Genomic DNA, 18,222 nt, shown 5'->3' with positions numbered 1-18,222 from the left:
AGGTCGATTTTCGGTACACGAGCAACACAGTGCGGGCACTCTAACGCTTTCCGTGGCCCTGTGCGACTGTTTTTACGGTGAATTTTACCTATCAAGACAGCGGCTTTGATGCTCGCGGTAAAATGGTTCGCTTTCTACAGGAGTCTTAATTCATGGCCTTGTTGGGTCGCTTCAACAGCTTGCAGATCTTACGTAATACGCCCATCGGTCTGTTCCTCGATGCCGGCAGCGATGGCGAGGTTTTGCTGCCACGTCGCTATGCCCCGCGCGACGAACCCTGCGCCGAAGGTGACTGGCTCAACGTCTTCCTTTATCTGGACAGCGAAGACCGCCTGATCGCCACCACCGAGAAACCGCGGGTGCAGGTCGGCGGCTTCGCCAGCCTGCGCGTGGTGGAGGTGGGCCGGGTGGGGATCTTCCTCGATTGGGGCCTACCCAAGGATCTGCTGCTGCCGCATTCCGAAGAGAAGCGACCGTTGCAGGTGGGTGATCACTGCGTGGTCCACGTCCACCTGGATGCCCGTACCCGGCGGATCGTCGCCACCGCGCGGCTGGATCGCTATCTGGATCGCGAGCCACCGCGCTACAAGACCGGCCAGCCGGTACCTCTGCTGGTCGTCGAGCAGACCGACCTGGGCTACAAGGTGATCGTCGACAACAAGCACTGGGGCCTGGTGCATCGTAACGAGGCATTCAAGCCGCTACGTCCGGGGCAACGCGAGCGTGGCTTCATTCGCGAAGTGCGCGCGGACGGCAAGATCAGCCTGACGCTGCAGCCCCAGGGCGCCGCGGCCGGGGCCGATCTGGCCGAGCAGATCCTCGGCCTGGCGAAGGCCCGCGGCGGTGTGCTGGAGGTCAGCGATGCGAGTCCGCCGGCCTTGATCCACCAACTGTTCGGCGTCAGCAAGGGCAATTTCAAGAAAGCCATCGGCCATCTCTATCGCCAGGGCCGCATCGTCATCGAGGACGACCGGATTTCGGTACGCGAGGACGCCGCGGACTAGCGGAGCGCCGTGGGGTGAGGTCGCTGTCGTGGGTCGGCTGTACCAGGGAATCGGGGTCGAAGGCGCGGGCGCGCTCGTCCGGGCCGGCTTCGCGTTCGAGGTCGCCGACCAGACGGGTGATGCGGTCGGCCAGCTTCTCCGAACTCAGGCTCTCGCGCAGGCGCTCGACCATGAGCGGCAGGGCGAAGGGCGAGGGACGCTCCAGGGCCACCAGGCGCAAGGGCAGAGCGCCGGTGCGGATCAGCGTCTGCTGTAGCCGGTCCGCATCGAGCTCCTGGCGCAGGACTTCGTTCTGCGCCTGGCCGAGCAGCAGGTTATCCGGGTCGTATTGGCGGAAGACCTGGTAGAAGAGGCTGCTGCTGGCCTGCAGTTGACGGTTGCTCTTGTGGGCGCCGGGATAGCCGGAAAAGATCAGCCCGGAAATACGCGCGATCTCGCGAAAGCGCCGCTGGGCGAGTTCGGCAGCATTGAGGCTGGCGAGCGTATCGCTGAGCAGGTCGTCGGTGCTGAACAGGCTGGCGTCGAGCAGTTGTTCCCATTCCAGGCTGACCGGGGAGACCAATTCCAGGCCATAGTCGTTGACGGCGATGGAAAAGGTGCAGGGCCGCCGCTGCGCCAGGCGCCAGGCCAGCAGACTCGCCAGCCCCAGGTGGGCATGACGACCGGCGAAGGGATAGAGAAAGAGATGCGAGCCCTCACGGGATTCGAGGGTTTCGGCGAGCAGGTAATGAGCGCTGGGTAGCGCCGACCATTGCCGCTGGATGTCTAGCAGCGGTTGCAGCAGGCGCATTTCCGGACTCTCGTAGCGATTGGCCTCGGCGTCTTCGAGCAGTGCCAGGACATGCTTGGCGAGGGTGTCCGACAGCGGCATGCGGCTGCCGCTCCAGCGTGGGATGGCCGCCTTGCGCCCGCTGGCGCGCCGCACATAGACCGTCATGTTTTCCACCCGCACCAGCTCCAGGGTGCGGCCGGCGAAGAGGAAATGATCGCCGGGGCGCAGCCGGGCGATGAAGCCTTCCTCAATGTTGCCCAGGCGATTGCCCCCGCCGCCCTTGGACCAGAACTGCACGTTTAGGCTGGTTTCGCTGACGATGGTGCCTATGTCCAGCCGATGCCGCTTGGCCAGCTGCTTGTCGGGGACCCGCCAGATACCCTCGGCATCCGGCTCGGCGCGGCGATAATCCGGGTAGGCGGACAAGGAGGCGCCGCCGTTACGGACGAACGCCAGAGCCCAGGCCCATTCGCCGTCGCTGAGGTCGCGATAGGCCCAGGCGCTGCGGATCTCCGGCAACAGGTCGTCCGGTTCGAAGCCGCCGCCCAGGGCCACGGTTACCAGGTGCTGCACCAGGACATCCAGCGGCTTGAGCGGCGCACTGCGGGCCTCGATCTCGCCGGCGGCGATGGCATGGCGCGTGGCCGCGGCATCCAGCAGGTCGAGGCTGTAGGTAGGCACCAGGGTGGCGCGCGAGGCACGCCCGGGCGCGTGGCCGCTACGGCCGGCCCGTTGCAGTAGGCGCGCGATGCTCTTGGGCGAGCCGATCTGCAGCACTCGCTCCACGGGCAGGAAATCCACGCCGAGGTCGAGGCTGGAGGTACAGATCACCGCCTTGAGCTGGCCATTCTTGAGACCGGCCTCGACCCATTCGCGGGCCTGTTTCTCGATGGAGCCATGGTGCAGGGCGATCAGGCCGGCCCACTCGGGGCGGGCCTGCAGCAGCGCCTGGTACCAGAGTTCGGTCTGGGCGCGGGTGTTGGTGAAGACCAGGGTGGTGGGGCTGTCTTCCAACTCGCGGATCACCTGCTGCAGCAGGCGCATGCCCAGGTGACCGGCCCAGGCGAAACGCTCGACCCCACCCTCGGGCAGCAAGGTATCCACCTCTAGGCGCTTGTCCTGCCGGCCTTGCACCAGATGGCCGGGGGCGCCGGCCAGCAGCACGTCGAGCGCATGAGCCTGGTTGCCCAGGGTCGCCGACAGGCCCCAGGTCAGCAGTTGCGGACTCCAGCGGCGCAAGCGAGCCAGGGCGAGTTGCGTCTGGGTGCCGCGCTTGTTGCCGAGCAGTTCGTGCCATTCATCGATCACCACCAGGCGGATGCTGCCCAGGGTTTCTTCGGCATCTTCGCGGGACAGCAGCAAGGAAAGGCTTTCTGGAGTGGTGACCAAGGCGGTCGGCAGGCGGCGATTCTGCTTGGCTCGCTCGCTGCTGCCGGTATCGCCGGTCCTCAGGCCGAGGGTCCACTCCAGCTCCTCGTCCAATACTGGGCGTTCGAGGGCACGCAGGGTATCCGCCGCCAGGGCGCGCATGGGCGTCAGCCACAATACGGTAAGCGGTGGCGGGGCCTGCTTGCGCTTGCTGGGCAGACCCTTGGCGGTCATCGGCTTGGGAGCGACGAAGGCATCCAGGGCGGCGAGCCAGACTGCATAGGTCTTGCCCGAGCCGGTGGTGGCGTGGAGCAAGCCGGATTCGCCCGCGGCGATGGCCTTGGCCACCTCGCGCTGGAAGGGAAAGGCCTTCCAGCCCTGGGCCGCCAGCCAGCGGCTGCCAGGGCCTTTGCGCGTTCGTGTAGCGGTGGCCATCTGCACTCCTCAGACCGGACTGGAGCGCCCGGTCATCTCGGCCGCCATGGCGGTGGCGTAGCTGTCGGTCATGCCGGCGATGAAGTCGATCACCCGCATGAAGGCCTGGTGCAGCGTCCACGACGGATCGGGCGCGCTGTTGCCCAGCAGATCGAGGATGCGCCGGCTCTTGAACGAGGGTTCGCGGCCGCGATGCTGTTCCAGGGCGGCACCGCAGAAGGCATTGAGCAGGATCTCCAGGGTGGTGTAGGCACCGATCTCGTGCAGCGTCTTGCGCTTGTCGTGGAAGATCTTTTCCCGCGCCAGGGCCTTGGCCCGCTGCACGCAGAGCTTGGCCGGGCCGTCCATGTGTTCGACCAGGTCATCACCGAGGGTGCCGGCGAGCAGGGCGTCCTGCTGCTGGACGAAAGCCCGGGCGGTGGCATTGGTCAGGTGTTCGATGGCCTTGCCGCGCAGGATCGCCAGCTTGCGCCGCCGGGAGTCGCGCGGACCCAATTGCCGATAGGTCTCCGGCAGGTCATCGCCGACCAGGCCCAGCAGCAGCGCCTCGACCTCGGCATAGTCCAGCAACTCCATTTCGAGGCCGTCTTCCAGGTCGATGAGGCCGTAGCAGATGTCGTCGGCGGCTTCCATCAGGTAGACCAGAGGGTGCCGGGCCCAGCGCTCGGGGCCTAGCAGGGGCAGCTCGAGCTTTTCGGCGATCTGCTCCAGCAGGGGCAGCTCGCTCTGGTAGCAGCCGAACTTGTGCTTCTTGTAGCCGGGGGCCGCCGCATAGCGCGAGGTCCAGGGATACTTGAGGTAGGTGCCGAGGGTGGCATAGGTCAGGCGGGTGCCGCCGTCGAACTGGTGATACTCCAGTTGGGTGAGTACGCGGAAACCCTGGGCGTTGCCTTCGAAATGCAGGAAATCCTGGCGCTCCGCTTCACTCATGTCGTCCAGCCAGCCGCGCCCGGCGGCCTGGGTGAACCAGTAGCGGATGGCGTCTTCGCCGGAGTGGCCGAAGGGTGGATTGCCGATGTCATGGGCCAGGCAGGCGGACTGGACCACCATGCCAAGATCGCTCGGGTCACACCAGTCGGGCAGGGCGCCCCTGAGGCTTTCGCCGACCCGCATGCCCAGGGAGCGGCCGACGCAGCTGACCTCCAGGCTATGGGTCAGGCGGGTATGGATGTGATCGTTGCTGGTGACGGGGTGCACCTGGGTCTTGCGGCCCAGCCGGCGGAAGGCACCGGAGAAGATGATGCGGTCGTGGTCCTTGTGAAAGGGGCTGCGCCCCAGTTCATCCGGGCTGTGCAGCGGTTTGCCCAGCCGTTCGCGGATAAGAAGTGTCTGCCAGTCCAAGGCCGTCCTCGAGCTATCACCGGTAAGGGGCGCGTCGACGGAGGCCGTGCGACGCTTCTGCGTTCTGACCTCGGCAACATACGATCATTACCCGCTACTTGGCAAAACCCGGCAGCAGACTGGCGTCGAGGTCGATGAGCAGCAGGCGCTGGCCGTTTTCCATGAACTGGCTGGCGGTCAGGCAGTACTGGTTGGTGGTGGCGTCGCGATAGACCGTCGAGAGCGTCAGCCGACGTTCGTTCCAGCCCTCGGCCAGCAGCGCATAGAAGTAGGGCCGCCACGACCAGTTGTGGTTGAGGTAGCGGCGATTCTCGCGCCAGAACATGCCGTTCCACTCCAGATTGGGCGTGATCTGGGTGCCGGTGCGATCGCACTGGTAGATGCGCAGCAGGCCGGGGAATTCATGGGGGTCGGGCAGGGCGCTCAGGGGGCCGCCCTGTTCCGCCCAGGGCCTCAAGCGCATGACGAAGTCCGCCAAGCGATGACGCAACTCCAGCAGCTGTGTCTGCTGCGCCAGCTTGCCATCGACGAAGTGGCTGCGCAGGGCGGCGAAACGGTCTTGATACTGGTCACTGCGGCCCAACTCGTAGGTCGCCTGGGCGAAGAGGAAGCCCTGGATATAGCGCGCACCGCACTCCAGGGCGAAGTCGAGTTCGGTCTCGGTCTCCACCCCTTCGGCGATGAGCCAGCAGCCGGTCTTTTCCGCCATCTGCGCCAACGCCTTGACCACGTCACCGCGGGCGCCGCCGCGCGCGGCCGCCTGAAACAAGCGCATGTCCAGTTTGAGGATGTCGGGTTGCAGGTCCAGGACACGATCCAGTTGCGAATAGCCGGAGCCGAAATCATCGATGGCGATGCGAATGCCCATCTCGCGATAGCGCGCGACGGCGTCGATGAGACGCGGCAGATCTCCTGCCGCTTCGGTGATCTCGTAGACGATGCGCTCGGGAGCGATACCCGACTGTTCCAGCTGCGCCAGGCTCGGTAGATCCGCGCCAAGTTCGAGCTGGCTGATCCAGCGCGGAGACAGATTGACGCTCAGGAACCAGTCGGAGGGCGCGTTGGCGAAACGTCTCAAGGCGTCTTCGCGGAGGGTGCGGTCCAGGTTCAGCAGGGCCGCGGTCGGCGTAGTCGGATCGGCGAACAGCGGACCGACGGAAGCATGGGTGCCATCCGCCTGACGCAGACGGCCCAGTGCCTCGACCCCGGCGATACGACCGGTAGCCGTATCGATGAAGGGTTGAAAGAAGGCGGTAGGCTGGCCTCGCAACACGATGGAATCCTTATCTGGCAGCGGTGGTTGCACCAAGGCAAACAATACGCCGTGCGAAAAGAATGCCATAAACATCGACGGCTCCCTAGGGAGCCGTCGATGTTCAACGCGGAGGAGGTAGAGGGTGATCGGTCTGCTGCTGTTCGCGGTGTCTGGTCTGCAGGCGATTGACGATGGGGTACAGGGCCAACCCGATGCGAGCGAGTCGCCCTACCGCGCCCAGCCGTTTGCCGAACAGCGACAGGAACACCGTGGCACCCAGCATCAGCGGCTTCTTCGCGGAGCTGGCGACCTTGTCCTTATTTGGGCGGATCAGGTCACCGATAAGGCTGATGGGGTTGTGCAGCGGCTGAGCGTTATAGATCAGCTGCTGGCGGTACATCTCCATGCGCAGCCTTACCAGCTCCTTGCGCTTCTCGCGACTCGTGGCGGACGTCAGTGGCTGATTCATGGCAGTAGACGCTCCCGGTTGCGATTCAACTCTTCCAGGGTGGCATGGAAGGGGGCTGCGCCCTTCACCAGGCTCAGGGCCCGCACGATGCAGATCACCAGCGCCAGGGCATAGAAGGCACAGAGCGCCAGGGTCGCGGTCATGCGGTGGGTATCCCAGAAGGCGATGATGATCGCCGCCGAGACTCCGACCAGCACCAGCAGACCGAAGATCAGGCTCAATCCGGTGAAAAGGAACAGCTGGAAGGTACGGACCTTCTCTTCCTGAACCTCGATGCCCAGCAGTTCGAGATGGCTCTGCAGCAATCCAACCACAGCGCCGGCCAGACGCTTGACCGAAGGCTTGGGCGCCTCGTCAGGCAGCTCCCGTGGAGGTGAGGTGTCCATGGTGTTCCCCCAGCCTTAGCGGCGCGAAGCCAAGAGGCCGATCAGGAAGCCGACACCGGCCGCGATTCCCAACGCCTTGAAAGGATTGTCGACCACGTACTCTTCGGTGGTCTCCTTGGCTGCGACGCCTTGGCGGTAGAGGTCTTCATGCTTGTTCTTGAGGACTTCGCGCGACCGCTCCAGGCTGGAGCTCAACTTGGCTCGCAGTTCGTCCGCCTGCTCGCCGGCCATGCTCGCGGTGTGCTTGAGCAACTGCTCGGCATCGGCCAGCAGGGTGTGGAATTCATCGGTCAGCGCCTGCTCGGCTTCGCCCAGGTGACGACGAACCCGCTCAGCATTGTGCTTGTGTGCCTGCTGGTCGATGTCAGCGGCCAGTTCATCTTTGATGACGGGGGGAGTTTTGTCGGTCATGGCGTGCTCCTATGAGGCGATGGGTATCCGTTTCAGGCCTTTCGAGTGACCTGCCAGATCAAAGGTTCCACGTTTTAGAGCTGTCCGCGCAAGACCTGGCGAGGCGGCGTCAGGTCTGGAAGACGCCCCTGTCTGGGCCCGAGAGGCGACGAAGTGTCTTCGATGGAAAGTTCCGCAGCCTTCCTCAGGAAATGAGGTTGCTCACAAAACAGAGCGGTAGCTCCATTAGTCGCCTTATTCAAGTAGCGGCTTAGAACTTTGCTGTTTCTATCACTGTCAGTTGCGTCGTATTTGCTCATCCACGCACTTCTAGACAAATAAAAGGGGGAAAGATGGAAAACGCCATAGATAGACTGACAGCCGCTTTCAGTACCTATAAATGCTCGGTTACGGCGCCTCGCCCCGACGGTAGCATCGTACTGACGGTACAGGATCGGCAATGCGATGACGCCCGGGTCAATCGTGTGATCAGCGCGCGTCAGCTGGGCGAAAGCCAGTTGTTGAAAACAGTGATCGATGAGGTGCGCAAGGATGTTTCGCTGCGTGCCGGTGCGTTGGCCCCGCAATCGATGGCCGTGTTGCGTGCCACTGGTGCCAATATGTTGAGATATTCCGAGTAGGATTACCCGTTCGGGTAAGGTTCAGATCGAGACTTGCAGTACGGATGCGCCCGCATTCGTTGGTCTCGAAGGCTGAACAATAGAGCTATAGATCAGCTAATTAGCGATTCTTGAAAGCGCCGATGTCAGCCTTTGCACTTCAAGAGGCGGCAGTTTGCGCAAGGCAATTGTTTGGCTGGCAACTCGTACATGGGGCAGGCTACCTCTGCTACACCCCAGGACGGGAATCCTTGTCCTGCCTGAGTGGCCGCGAGTCGGGCACTGGCGATCATGCCGTTGAAGAGGTCTTCTTCGCGATACAGCGCCTGGCGCAAAGCCGGCGAGCGATAGAGGATGCGGCCGCAGCGGTCGAGTAGCGTGAAGCAGAAACGTCCCGTGCGATCCGGCAGGGTTGGCCAGACCTTGAGCGGCGCCAGTTGCTCATCGAGACGGGCGCAGGCTAGTTGATACGCCGAGGCGCCAGCGGCTTCCGCGGTGGGGGCCGGGGTCAAACCATCGAACAGCGTGGCTGGATTCGCCGCAGACGGCGCTGGCGACAACAGACTGGCGATCACACCTTCCATGGTATCGGCTTCCCGGATCTGGTTCAGTTGGCAACGGAGAGGCGATTCAGCGGATTTCCGCCGCTGGCCAGCAAGGCCGTGACGCCATGGCCCTCGTCGATGGCAATCCCCAGGCGAATGCTGTCGATCAACCGGGCGAGACGAGCCTGGTCATGTAGTTGCTGCTTGCTGATCAACCGCTTCACCTTGATCCCCGTGTCGTCCGACAACGTGAGGCTGACGCTGCCATCGAGGCGCTCTATGCGGAAATTGACCCGAAAGTCCTGCTCGAAGGCCGCGGCGATGAGTTGGAAAGGGTTGTTCATGGCATACCTGACTGGCGTGAGCGGGGTCAGAGCCATTGACTTCGAGGGGCCGGGGTAGTTCTTACCTTTGCTTCAGAAGTATGACCGACGGCCCGTTTCAGCTACCGACATGACTCGTCTGCTCATCCCAACACTGGGCGAAAGCCGTCTGCCACTCGGGCAGCGGTTGTCCGAGGACGGCAGCGAGCTTGTCGGTGGCCAGACGGGAATTGCTCGGTCGATAGGCCGGCGTGGGATAGGAGCTGCTGGGAATGGGGTTGAGCCGAGCCTTGAGTCGGCCCTGTTCGCGCAGTCGCTGGGCGATCTGCTCGGCGAAGCCGAACCAGGAGGTAGCCCCATTGGCGGTCAGGTGGTAGGTACCCCAGAGATCATCCCGGTGACGACTGCAGGCCAGCAGGCGCTCGGTGGCCTCGGCGATGGTGCGGGTCCAGGTCGGCGCGCCCACCTGGTCGTCGACGATGTTCAACTCGTCTCGCTCGCTGAGCAAACGGACCATGGTGCGCAGGAAGTTGTTGCCCTGCCAGGAGTAGACCCAACTGGTCCGCAGGATAAGGTGCCGTTCAGCGCCTTCGCGCACGGCATTCTCACCGGCCAGTTTGGTGCGGCCGTAGACGTTGAGCGGACAGGTGGGGGCGTCTTCCCGATAGCGGCCTTCCTGGGTGCCATCGAACACGTAATCGGTGGAATAGTGCACCAGGGGAATGCCCAGGTGCTGGGCGGCCTGGGCGAAGACGCGGGGCACGCTCTCGTTGATCAAGGTCGCGGTCTCGACGTCGCTTTCGGCGGCATCGACGGCGGTGTAGGCCGCCGCATTGATGATGACATCGGGGCGCTCGGCCAGGACGCGTCGGTAGAGTTCGTCCAGTTGAGTGAAGTCCACCTGGGCACGTCCGACGACGGTTACCTGGGCCTTGCTGGCCAGTAGCGTCTGCAGCGCTTGAGAGAGTTGTCCGTGTTGACCCGCGATGAAAACGTTCATGTGACCGAGTTATTCCAGAAGGGCTGGCGTGTCCGTGCCTGAGTGACCGGTGGGCGTCGCCATGACAGCCCCGAATAAAAGGGGCTCAGTCTACCCGATGACCGGCGCAGAACAAGGATAGCGATTGGCCTGCCCCTGCCGGATAGCCAGGGCTCTAATCCGCGGCCCCGCGGATGAGCATCGACTTGCAGGGGTGTGGAAAAAATTTGTTTTACGAATACTTGACAATCGGGCTGTGGATGACAGGTCTCCGTCGGTCATCTGCTCCTGGAGTTGTGCACAACCTGTGCTAGCGGTTGTCAAGCCCTCTGTGGCACCGCTTTGGCAGCGCCCAAATCTGCACTTTTGAATTAAGTTATTGATTACGTTGAACTTATCAAAGTGTTCAAAAAATGATCAACTTGTTTGCGGGGCCCGCAGAGCAAGGCTCCGGGTTCTTTTCCACCACGTTTTCAACAAAGTTATCAACAGAAGCTGTGGATTGTTCCGGAAAGCCGCGTCCCTGCAAGCTTAATCGCGGCTGAACGAAAGCCACTCGAAGAGGCAGCGTCCAGGCGCCAGGGACGCGCACTTGCCACTCAACCCGAGAGCGCCAATTGGCGGCTCAGCAAGGCCCGTAGCGAGGCCGGCTTCACCGGCTTGGGCAGGAAGTCCAGGCGGGCCTCGCGCACCTTGGCCAGACATTCTGGACGACCGTCCGCGCTGATGACGATGCCCGGGATATCCCGCCCCAGGTGCTGGCGAATCCATTCGGCGACATCCGGACCCGTGTCCGCGTCGCTGAGGTGGTAGTCGACGATGAGCAGCCGCGGCGCCACGCCCTGCTCCAGCAGGGCGGCACATTCTTCGCGACTGCGAGCGGTCCAGACCTGGCAGCCCCAGCGCCCGAGCAGGCTGCTCAGGCCCAGCAGGATGCTGTCTTCGTTGTCGATGCACAGCACGGGATCGCCCGGTAGCGGCTGGCTGGCCTCACTGGCCGCAGCGGCCTGGATGGCCAGGGGTGGGGCCAGGGGCACCTTGACGCTGAAGACGCTGCCGTGACCCGGCCAGGAGCGTACCGACAGCTCGTGACCCAGCACCCTGCACAGACGGTCGGCGATGGCCAGGCCCAGCCCCAGGCCCTTTTCCGCGCGGGTCTGGTGGCTGTCCAGGCGCTTGAATTCTTCGAAGATGAGGTCGAGCTTGTCCGGCGGGATGCCGGGGCCGCTGTCCCAGACCTCCAGGCTCACGCTCTGAGCCTGGCGCCGCACGCCGAGCAGCACGCGGCCGTCGGCGTATCTCAGGGCGTTGGTGAGGAAGTTCTGCAGCACCCGCCGGAGCAGCTTGCTGTCGCTGTTGACCACCAGCCGGCTGTTGCGAATGCGCAAGGACGTACCCTGGTCTTGTGCCAGGGCCTTGAATTCGACGCCCAGGGCGTCGAACAGCGTCGTCAGGGGGAAAGGCGCCGGGGCGGCGAGGATACGGCCGTTCTCCAGCCGCGAAATGTCCAGCAGGTCGGCGATGAGGTCTTCGCTGGATCTCAGGGCGCTGTCCATGTTGCGCACTAGTTCCTGGGCCTCTTGAGCCAGGCCGTCCTGGTGGGCGAGGGCGGCGGTGAACAGCCGGGCGGCACTGAGCGGCTGCATGAGGTCATGGCTCACCGCGGTGAGGAAGCGGCTCTTGGACTGGTTGGCCGCCTCGGCGTGGGCCTTGGCTTCCACCAGTGCCTGGTTGAGCTGGGACAATTCACGGGTCCGCTCTTCCACGCGCTGCTCCAGCCTTTCGTTGGCTTCGCGCAGGGCCCGTTCGGCGTCGCGGAAGGCGGTGATGTCGGTGAAGCTCATGACGAAGCCACGCCCCGGCATGGGGCTGCCGATCAACTCGATCACCCGGCCGTTGGGAAAGGTGCGCTCCGAAGTGTGAGGGATGCCCTGGCGCATCCGTTCCACCCGGCGTGCCACGTGCTCGTCGGGATCACCCGGGCCGCAGAGGCCGCGCAGGGCGTTGTAGCGGATGATCTCGGCGATGGGGCGGCCCACCTGGATCATGCCGTCGGGATAGTCGAACAACTCCAGATAGCGCTGGTTCCAGGCCACCAGGCGCAGCGATTGGTCGACCACGCTGATGCCCTGGGAGATGTTCTCGATGGCGCCCTGCAAGAGCGCCCGGTTGAATTCGAGCACCTCCGAGGCTTCGTCGGCGATGCGTACCACGTCATCGACCTGCATGTCGCGCCCCTCGATGGCCGCCTTGACCACGGCCCGCGCCGAGGAGGCACCGATGACGCCGGCGAGCAGGCGCTCGGTCTGGGCGATCCATTCGCTGTTGGCATTGCTGCCGGGTCGGTAGGTCAGGCCGCTCTGTTCGGCGAAGCGGCTGAAGCTCAGGCGCGCCCGCTCGTCACCGACGAAACGGGCGGCGAGCAGGCGCAGGTCCTCCAGCTTCACCGCCAGTAGCGCGCGGTTGCGCGGTCGTGGCAGGGCGTACTGGGCGATGAAGCGACCGGCCTGCCAGTATTCCGCGACCCGGGTGCGCGATAGCAGAGACACCAGGGCGAACAACAGGAAATTGCCGGCCAGGGGGACCAGGGCGCCGACCGTGGTGGGCTGCAGCGTGCGGTCGCTGTCCGGTTGTTCGAACCAGGCCAGGCCCGGGAAGGCATCCAGCGGCCACTGCAGGCTGACGGCGACCACCGGCAGCACCATGAGATAGCCCCACAGCAGCGCCCCGGCGGTGAGGCCGGCGAAGACGCCGCGGCGGTTGGCGGCTTTCCAGAACAACGCCCCGACCATGGCCGGGCCGAGTTGGGCGATGGCGGCGAAGGCGATCTGGCCGATGGTGGCGAGACTGGCGCTGGAGCCGAGCAGGCGATAGCTGCAATAGGCCAGGGCCAGAATCACCACGATGCTGACGCGGCGCACCGTGAGCATCCAGTGGCTGAACACCTCGTGGGCACTCTCCACCTGACCGCGCCGCTTGAGCAGCCAGGGCAGCACGATGTCGTTGGAAACCATGGTCGACAGGGCCACGCAGGCGACGATCACCATGCCGGTGGCGGCCGAGGCACCGCCGAGGAAGGCCAGCAGCGCGAGCCAAGGCCGGTGCTGGTCCAGCGGCAGACTGATGACGAAGGAGTCGGGCAGCACACCACCCGGCAGATGCAGCTGGCCTGCCAGGGCGATGGGAATGACGAACAGGGCCGCCAGCGCCAGATAGACGGGAAAGACCCAGCGCGCCAGGTTGATGTCGTGGGTATGGGTGTTTTCCACCACGGTGACGTGGAACTGGCGGGGCAGGCACATCACGGCGATGAAGGCGATCCCGGTCTGGATTAGCAGGCCGGGCCAGTCCAGGGTCTCGCGCCAGTATTCCTGCAGCTGGGGCGCCTGTTGCGAGCGACTGAGCAGATCGGCGAAACCATTGTGGAGATCGTAGGTGACCCAGAGACCCACGGCGAGAAAGGCGGCGAGCTTGACCAGGGATTCGAAGGCGATGGCCAGCATCATTCCGCGGTGATGCTCGGTGACGTCGAGGTTGCGGGTGCCGAACAGGATGGCGAACAGCGCCAATATGAGGGAGACGAAAAGGGCGGTGTCCTGGGCGCGGGTGCCCTGGGTTTCGGCGTTGATGCCGGTCAACAGGTTGACGCCGATGACGATGCCCTTGAGTTGCAGGGCGAGGTAGGGCAGGACGCCGACCAGGCAAATAAGGGCGACCACGACGGCCAGGGTCTGCGACTTGCCGTAGCGCGCCGCGATGAAGTCGGCGATCGAAGTGATGTTTTCCTGCTTGCTGATCAATACCATCTTCTTGACCAGTTGCGGCGCCAGCAGCAGGAAGAGAATGGGGCCCAGGTAGATGGGCAGGAACGACCAGAGCTGGTCGGCGGCCTGGCCGACCGCGCCGAAGAAGGTCCAGCTGGTGCAGTACACGGCGAGCGACAGACTGTAGACCCAGGCGCGCAGGCGCGGCTTGAGCGGTGGGCGGCGGTCGCCATAGAAGGCGATGGCGAACAGCAGGGCCAGGTAGCCGAAGGTAACGCTGATGATGAGTCCGCTGGGCAGGGACATGATGACTCCCGACGTTCCAGGCGCCCGTCGCGCCGGGGCGAAGTGTCGCACCTTGGTGCGCCGGACGTCAGGTGTCGTACTATGGATGCCGTCGCGGGTTGAGCCACGCCGCCAGCCCTGTTAGGTTGGCGGGCTGATTCGAGTGAGAGAGAGTGCCATGTTTCAAGCGCAGCCCATTTCCCTGCAACGTGGTGCGCTGCGCCTGGACCCCCTGGCGGAAGGCGACGTCCTGGAGCTGGTCGGCTTGGCCGAGCGCAACCGCGAGGCGTTGCACTACCTGAGCGGTCCGCTGCGGCCGGATTGGTATCGTCAGGCCTTGGCCGAGCAGCGCGAGGGGCGGGCGCTGCCCTTCGCCGTGCGGATCGCCGATCGCCTGGTCGGCACCACCCGCTTCGCCGACTTCCTACCGGCACTGCCCGCGGCCGAGATCGGCTGGACCTGGCTCGACGGCGAACAGCACGGCAGCGGTCTGAATGGCACCATCAAGTACCTCATGCTCAGGCACGCCTTCGAGCACTGGCAACTGGTGCGGGTCCAGCTCAAGACCGCGGCGACCAACCTGCGCTCGCAAGGCGCCATCGAGAAGCTCGGTGCGGTACGTGAGGGGCTGCTGCGCAATCATCGACGCCTGGCGGACGGACGGCTGGACGATACCGTGATGTACAGCATCACCGATCGCGAATGGCCCGAGGTGAAGGCGCGGCTGGAGGCGTCCTTCAACTGAGCCGCCAGCGCCGTGACCGTTCGTCGGGATGAAGCGAAGGCAACATCCTGGCAGAGGCTCTAGGTCGCGACTTCGGTGTCGAGATTCCAGCGGCACTCGTTAGCTACCCAACAGTTTTCCGCATTGCAGTCGACATTCTTGCCCAAGGGCATGAATTCGCCTGCACTCATCTGCGGATCGCTGTATGTCTTCACTATTGCCTTCCTCTGCGCTGCGCACGCTCAAGGTGGTGTGGCCCTTCGTCATCATCCTCTCCTGCCAGGCGCTGGTCGCCATCGTCAGCCTGCAACTGCTGTCCACGGTACGCGCCTATGTCTCGGCGGAAAGCCTGTGGAGCAAGAGTCTGGGCAATGCCATGCTCTCGCTGGGCGTCTACCTGGACGAAGGGCGGCCGGAGGCCTATCAAGCCTACCTGGCGTCGATCAGCGTCAACGAGCTCGACCGCGCTGCGCGCTACGAGCTGGACGGCGGTGGCACTCGGCATGAGGCCACGCGGCTGCTACGGATGGCCGGTAACGACCCGGACGACATCCCCTGGCTCATCCAGCTCTTCGAGCTGGCCCGCCACGTCGAGCCGTTCGAGGGGGTGATCGCCCGCTGGCAAGCCACCGATACGTACCTGGATGAATTCCAGGCGCTGGCGCGGACGGGTTTCGAACTGATCAAGCTGCAAGGGCCGGGGCCGGCGTTGATCCCGCTGAAGCGCCACCTGCTGGACTTGCACGATCGGATGATGCCGGAAACGGTGGCCTTCTCGGAGCGGCTCGGCGTGGCTTCGCGCCAATTGGTCTGGGGGCTGTTGGTCGCCAATGTCCTGATCGGGGCGCTGTTGGTGTTGCTGACCGTCTGGCGCATGCACCGCCTGGTGCAGCAGCGCTGGCGCTCCGAACGCGCCCTGCAGGCGGAAAAGCAGCGGGTCCAGGTGATCCTCGCCTCCATCGGCGATGCCGTGCTCGCGATGAACGCCCAGGGGCGGCTGCTCTATCTCAATCCCGCTGCGGAGCGGTTGTTGCGGCAGCCACTGTCCGTTGTCGGAACGCCGGTCACCCAACTGTTCGATATCCAGACCGAGGGGCAGCAGGGGTCCACCGAACCCCTGGCCGATCGGTTGCTGAGCGAGGCGTGGCGGAAGGGCAGCGAGCCCCAGGCGCATCAGCTGGTGCTGACCGATGGTTCGCGCATTCCCGTGGCCCTGAGGGTGACCGCCTTGCCCGTGGGTGAATCCGATACCGGTACGGTGCTGGTGATGCACGACCAGACCCGCGAGCGCGCTTTCTTGCACGATCTGGCCTGGCAGGCCAGTCACGATGCTCTCACGGGGCTGCTCAATCGCCGGGAATTCGAGACCCGGCTGGAGCGTCTTTTGGCCCGTGAGGACTTGACCTGTGCCTCGTTGCTGTTCATCGACCTGGATCAATTCAAGATCGTCAACGACACCTCCGGGCACTTCCACGGCGATCGTCTGCTGCGCCAGCTGTGCGAATTACTGGCTGCCGAGCTGGGCGAGGACGACTGCCTGGCGCGCCTGGGCGGCGATGAGTTCGGCGTGCTGCTGGAGGATCGCTCGCCGAGCACCGCCGAGGCCCTGGCGGAGCGCCTGCGCGGCTGCGTGGGTGCCTTGCAATTCGAGGCGGCCGGCCAGGGTTTCCGGGTCGGCCTGAGCATCGGCGTGGTGCACCTCGGCGGTCAGGCACTGACCCCGGAGGCAGCGCTGCGCCTGGCGGATCTTGCCTGTTACGCCGCCAAGGACAAGGGTCGCAACCGCGTCCAGGTATTCGCGCCGGGCGATGTGGAGCTCGACCGCCGCCACGACGAGATGACCTGGGTACAGCGCCTGCACCGGGCACTGGATGAAGACAGATTCCGGCTCTATGTTCAGCCCATCCTCGGCCTGGGTGGGCGGACGGCGACTGACCGTCACGTCGAGGTGCTGGTGCGGCTGGCGGAAGGTGACCAGTTGATCGCGCCGGGCGCCTTCATCCCGGCCGCGGAACGCTATGGCCTGATGCCGGATCTGGATCGCTGGGTGATCGCCGCGGCCCTGGCGCGCTTCGCCGAGCTGCCGGCGGGACTGCTGGATACCCTGGCTATCAACCTCTCGGGACATTCCCTGGGCGATCCGGGGCTGGTGGGTTTCGTTCAGGCGCAGTTACAGCGCTGGCGGATCGCACCGACGCGGATCTGCTTCGAGATCACCGAGACCAGTGCCGTGGCCAACCTGGACGCGGCACGGCAATTCATGGCGGAGTTGCGCGGGCTGGGGGTGCGGTTCTCCCTGGACGACTTCGGCGCCGGCATGTCGTCCTTCACCTATCTCAAGCATCTGCCGGTGGATTATCTGAAGATCGATGGCAGCTTCGTCCGCCACCTGCTCGAGGACCCGGTGGATGCCGCCATGGTCGAGGCGATCAACCAGTTGGGCCAGCTCACCGGCAAGAAGACCATCGCCGAATTCGCCGAGAACGAGGCGATGGTGGCGGCGTTGGCGAAGATGGGGGTCGACTACGCCCAGGGCTATGGCATCGCCCGCCCGCAGCCGTTCACCGAGGAGACCTGCCGGGCTTTGCTCCGGCAGGTCTGGCGCGAGGGATCAGGGGCGGACGTCGTTGTCCTTGAAGCGGCGGAAAACGGTCGCCAGTAGCGCGCCGGAGATGTTGTGCCAGACGCTGAACAGGGCGCTGGGCACCGCGGCCAACGGCGAGAAGTGTGCGGTGGCGAGGGCCGCACCGAGGCCGGAGTTCTGCATGCCGACTTCCAGCGCCAGGGATTTGCGCTGGGCCACCGGCAGCTTGCAGAACTTGCCAGTGAGGTAACCGAGCAGGAAGCCGAAGCCGTTGTGCAGGATCACCACCGCCATGATCAACAGGCCGGACTCGGCGATGCGCGCCTGGCTGGCGGCCACCACGGCGGCGACGATCACCACGATGCTGATCACCGAGGCCAGGGGCAGCACCTCGACCAGGGCGCCGACGCGATTGCCCAGTACCCGCTGGGCGATCAGCCCCAGGGCGATGGGCAAGAGCACCACCTGCAGGATCGACCAGAACAGGCCGGCGAAGGAGATCGGCAGCCAGGTGGAGGCCAGCAGCCAGATCAGCGCCGGGGTCAGCAGGGGAGCGAGCAGGGTGGTCACCGCCGCGATGGCCACCGATAGCGCCAGGTCCCCCTTGGCCAGCCAGGTCATGACGTTGGAGGCGGTGCCACTGGGGCAGCAGCCGACCAGGATGACGCCCACGGCGATCTCCGGCGGCAGGTGGAATAGCTGGCACAGCGCCCAGGCCACCCCCGGCATGATGACGAAGTGGGCCACCACGCCCAGCAGCACCCGCCAGGGATGGCGGCCGACGGCGGCGAAATCCTCGACCTTGAGCGTCAGGCCCATGCCGAACATGATCACTCCCAGCAGCGGCACGATGGCCACGCTCAGCGGCTTGAACACGGCGGGCGCGAAGAACGCCAGCAGGGCGGCGAACAGCACCCAGAAGGCGAAGGTATTGCCGACGAAGCGGCTGAAGGCGGCCAGGGCACGCATGGCAAACTC

15 protein-coding genes are annotated in these 18,222 nt (G+C 64.8%); 4 read left to right on the top strand and 11 right to left on the bottom strand.

The annotated features are described in order from the left end of the window. Positions 1 to 152 precede the first annotated feature (152 nt). The gene (locus FAZ11_RS15810; protein WP_058782256.1) at positions 153 to 1,004 is read left to right on the top strand and encodes a CvfB family protein; all 852 of its coding nucleotides are present in this window, start codon (positions 153 to 155) and stop codon (positions 1,002 to 1,004) included. On the opposite strand, the gene FAZ11_RS15805 is transcribed toward FAZ11_RS15810, so the two are convergent. From FAZ11_RS15805 to FAZ11_RS15780, 6 genes are all read right to left on the bottom strand, one after another. After that, positions 958 to 3,579, bottom strand: coding sequence for a ligase-associated DNA damage response DEXH box helicase (locus FAZ11_RS15805; RefSeq protein ID WP_058774320.1), 2,622 nt, complete (start codon positions 3,577 to 3,579; stop codon positions 958 to 960). The two genes, FAZ11_RS15810 and FAZ11_RS15805, sit on opposite strands and share 47 nt — an antisense overlap. Before the next feature lie 9 nt (positions 3,580 to 3,588). Beyond that, the gene (locus FAZ11_RS15800; RefSeq protein ID WP_058762334.1) at positions 3,589 to 4,920 is read right to left on the bottom strand and encodes a deoxyguanosinetriphosphate triphosphohydrolase; all 1,332 of its coding nucleotides are present in this window, start codon (positions 4,918 to 4,920) and stop codon (positions 3,589 to 3,591) included. A gap of 94 nt (positions 4,921 to 5,014) precedes the next feature. Then, positions 5,015 to 6,193 (bottom strand): EAL domain-containing protein, encoded by a 1,179-nt coding sequence (locus FAZ11_RS15795; RefSeq protein WP_058787329.1) that lies wholly within the window; start codon positions 6,191 to 6,193, stop codon positions 5,015 to 5,017. Between the two features lie 103 nt (positions 6,194 to 6,296). Further along, the gene (locus FAZ11_RS15790) at positions 6,297 to 6,644 is read right to left on the bottom strand and encodes a hypothetical protein (protein ID WP_058762333.1); all 348 of its coding nucleotides are present in this window, start codon (positions 6,642 to 6,644) and stop codon (positions 6,297 to 6,299) included. Continuing rightward, positions 6,641 to 7,030, bottom strand: a complete 390-nt coding sequence (locus FAZ11_RS15785; protein ID WP_058762332.1) for a phage holin family protein — start codon at positions 7,028 to 7,030, stop codon at positions 6,641 to 6,643. The genes FAZ11_RS15790 and FAZ11_RS15785 overlap by 4 nt, the downstream gene beginning before the upstream one ends. 15 nt (positions 7,031 to 7,045) lie before the next feature. Next, complete coding sequence (locus FAZ11_RS15780) at positions 7,046 to 7,441, bottom strand: ElaB/YgaM/YqjD family protein (protein ID WP_058762331.1); 396 nt, start codon at positions 7,439 to 7,441, stop codon at positions 7,046 to 7,048. Between the two features lie 332 nt (positions 7,442 to 7,773). Here FAZ11_RS15780 and FAZ11_RS15775 point away from each other — a divergent pair, with 332 nt between their 5' ends. After that, positions 7,774 to 8,061 carry a DUF3509 domain-containing protein gene (locus FAZ11_RS15775; RefSeq protein WP_058762330.1) on the top strand — a complete coding sequence of 96 codons (288 nt, stop codon included), beginning with the start codon at positions 7,774 to 7,776 and terminating at the stop codon, positions 8,059 to 8,061. 125 nt (positions 8,062 to 8,186) lie between these two features. On the opposite strand, the gene FAZ11_RS15770 is transcribed toward FAZ11_RS15775, so the two are convergent. From FAZ11_RS15770 to FAZ11_RS15755, 4 genes are all read right to left on the bottom strand, one after another. Continuing rightward, positions 8,187 to 8,624, bottom strand: coding sequence for a hypothetical protein (locus FAZ11_RS15770; RefSeq protein ID WP_058783299.1), 438 nt, complete (start codon positions 8,622 to 8,624; stop codon positions 8,187 to 8,189). A gap of 23 nt (positions 8,625 to 8,647) precedes the next feature. After that, entirely contained in the window at positions 8,648 to 8,929 is a 282-nt protein-coding gene (locus tag FAZ11_RS15765; protein WP_058762328.1) for a DUF3509 domain-containing protein, read from the bottom strand. 97 nt (positions 8,930 to 9,026) lie between these two features. Next, complete coding sequence (gene rfbD / locus FAZ11_RS15760) at positions 9,027 to 9,908, bottom strand: dTDP-4-dehydrorhamnose reductase (protein WP_058774412.1); 882 nt, start codon at positions 9,906 to 9,908, stop codon at positions 9,027 to 9,029. A 578-nt stretch (positions 9,909 to 10,486) separates the two neighbouring features. Next, complete coding sequence (locus tag FAZ11_RS15755) at positions 10,487 to 13,957, bottom strand: hybrid sensor histidine kinase/response regulator (RefSeq protein ID WP_058774413.1); 3,471 nt, start codon at positions 13,955 to 13,957, stop codon at positions 10,487 to 10,489. 157 nt (positions 13,958 to 14,114) lie between these two features. Between FAZ11_RS15755 and FAZ11_RS15750 the strand changes: the two genes are divergently transcribed. Together FAZ11_RS15750 and FAZ11_RS15745 are read left to right on the top strand one after the other, a co-directional pair. Beyond that, a complete protein-coding gene (locus FAZ11_RS15750; RefSeq protein WP_058762325.1) occupies positions 14,115 to 14,681 on the top strand; it encodes a GNAT family N-acetyltransferase in 567 nt (188 codons plus the stop codon). Positions 14,682 to 14,865: 184 nt separating this feature from the next. Next, on the top strand, positions 14,866 to 17,322 hold the full coding sequence (locus tag FAZ11_RS15745; protein WP_137279370.1) for a putative bifunctional diguanylate cyclase/phosphodiesterase: 2,457 nt from the start codon (positions 14,866 to 14,868) through the stop codon (positions 17,320 to 17,322). Here the strand turns inward: FAZ11_RS15745 and FAZ11_RS15740 are convergent. Next, entirely contained in the window at positions 17,272 to 18,213 is a 942-nt protein-coding gene (locus FAZ11_RS15740) for a bile acid:sodium symporter family protein (RefSeq protein WP_058762323.1), read from the bottom strand. The genes FAZ11_RS15745 and FAZ11_RS15740 overlap by 51 nt on opposite strands. Positions 18,214 to 18,222 lie beyond the last annotated feature (9 nt).

Source organism: Pseudomonas rhizoryzae (assembly GCF_005250615.1).
GTDB lineage: Bacteria > Pseudomonadota > Gammaproteobacteria > Pseudomonadales > Pseudomonadaceae > Chryseomonas > Chryseomonas rhizoryzae.
The sequence above is the reverse complement of the archived record's forward strand: the minus strand, read 5'-3'. Positions and strand labels throughout refer to the sequence as shown.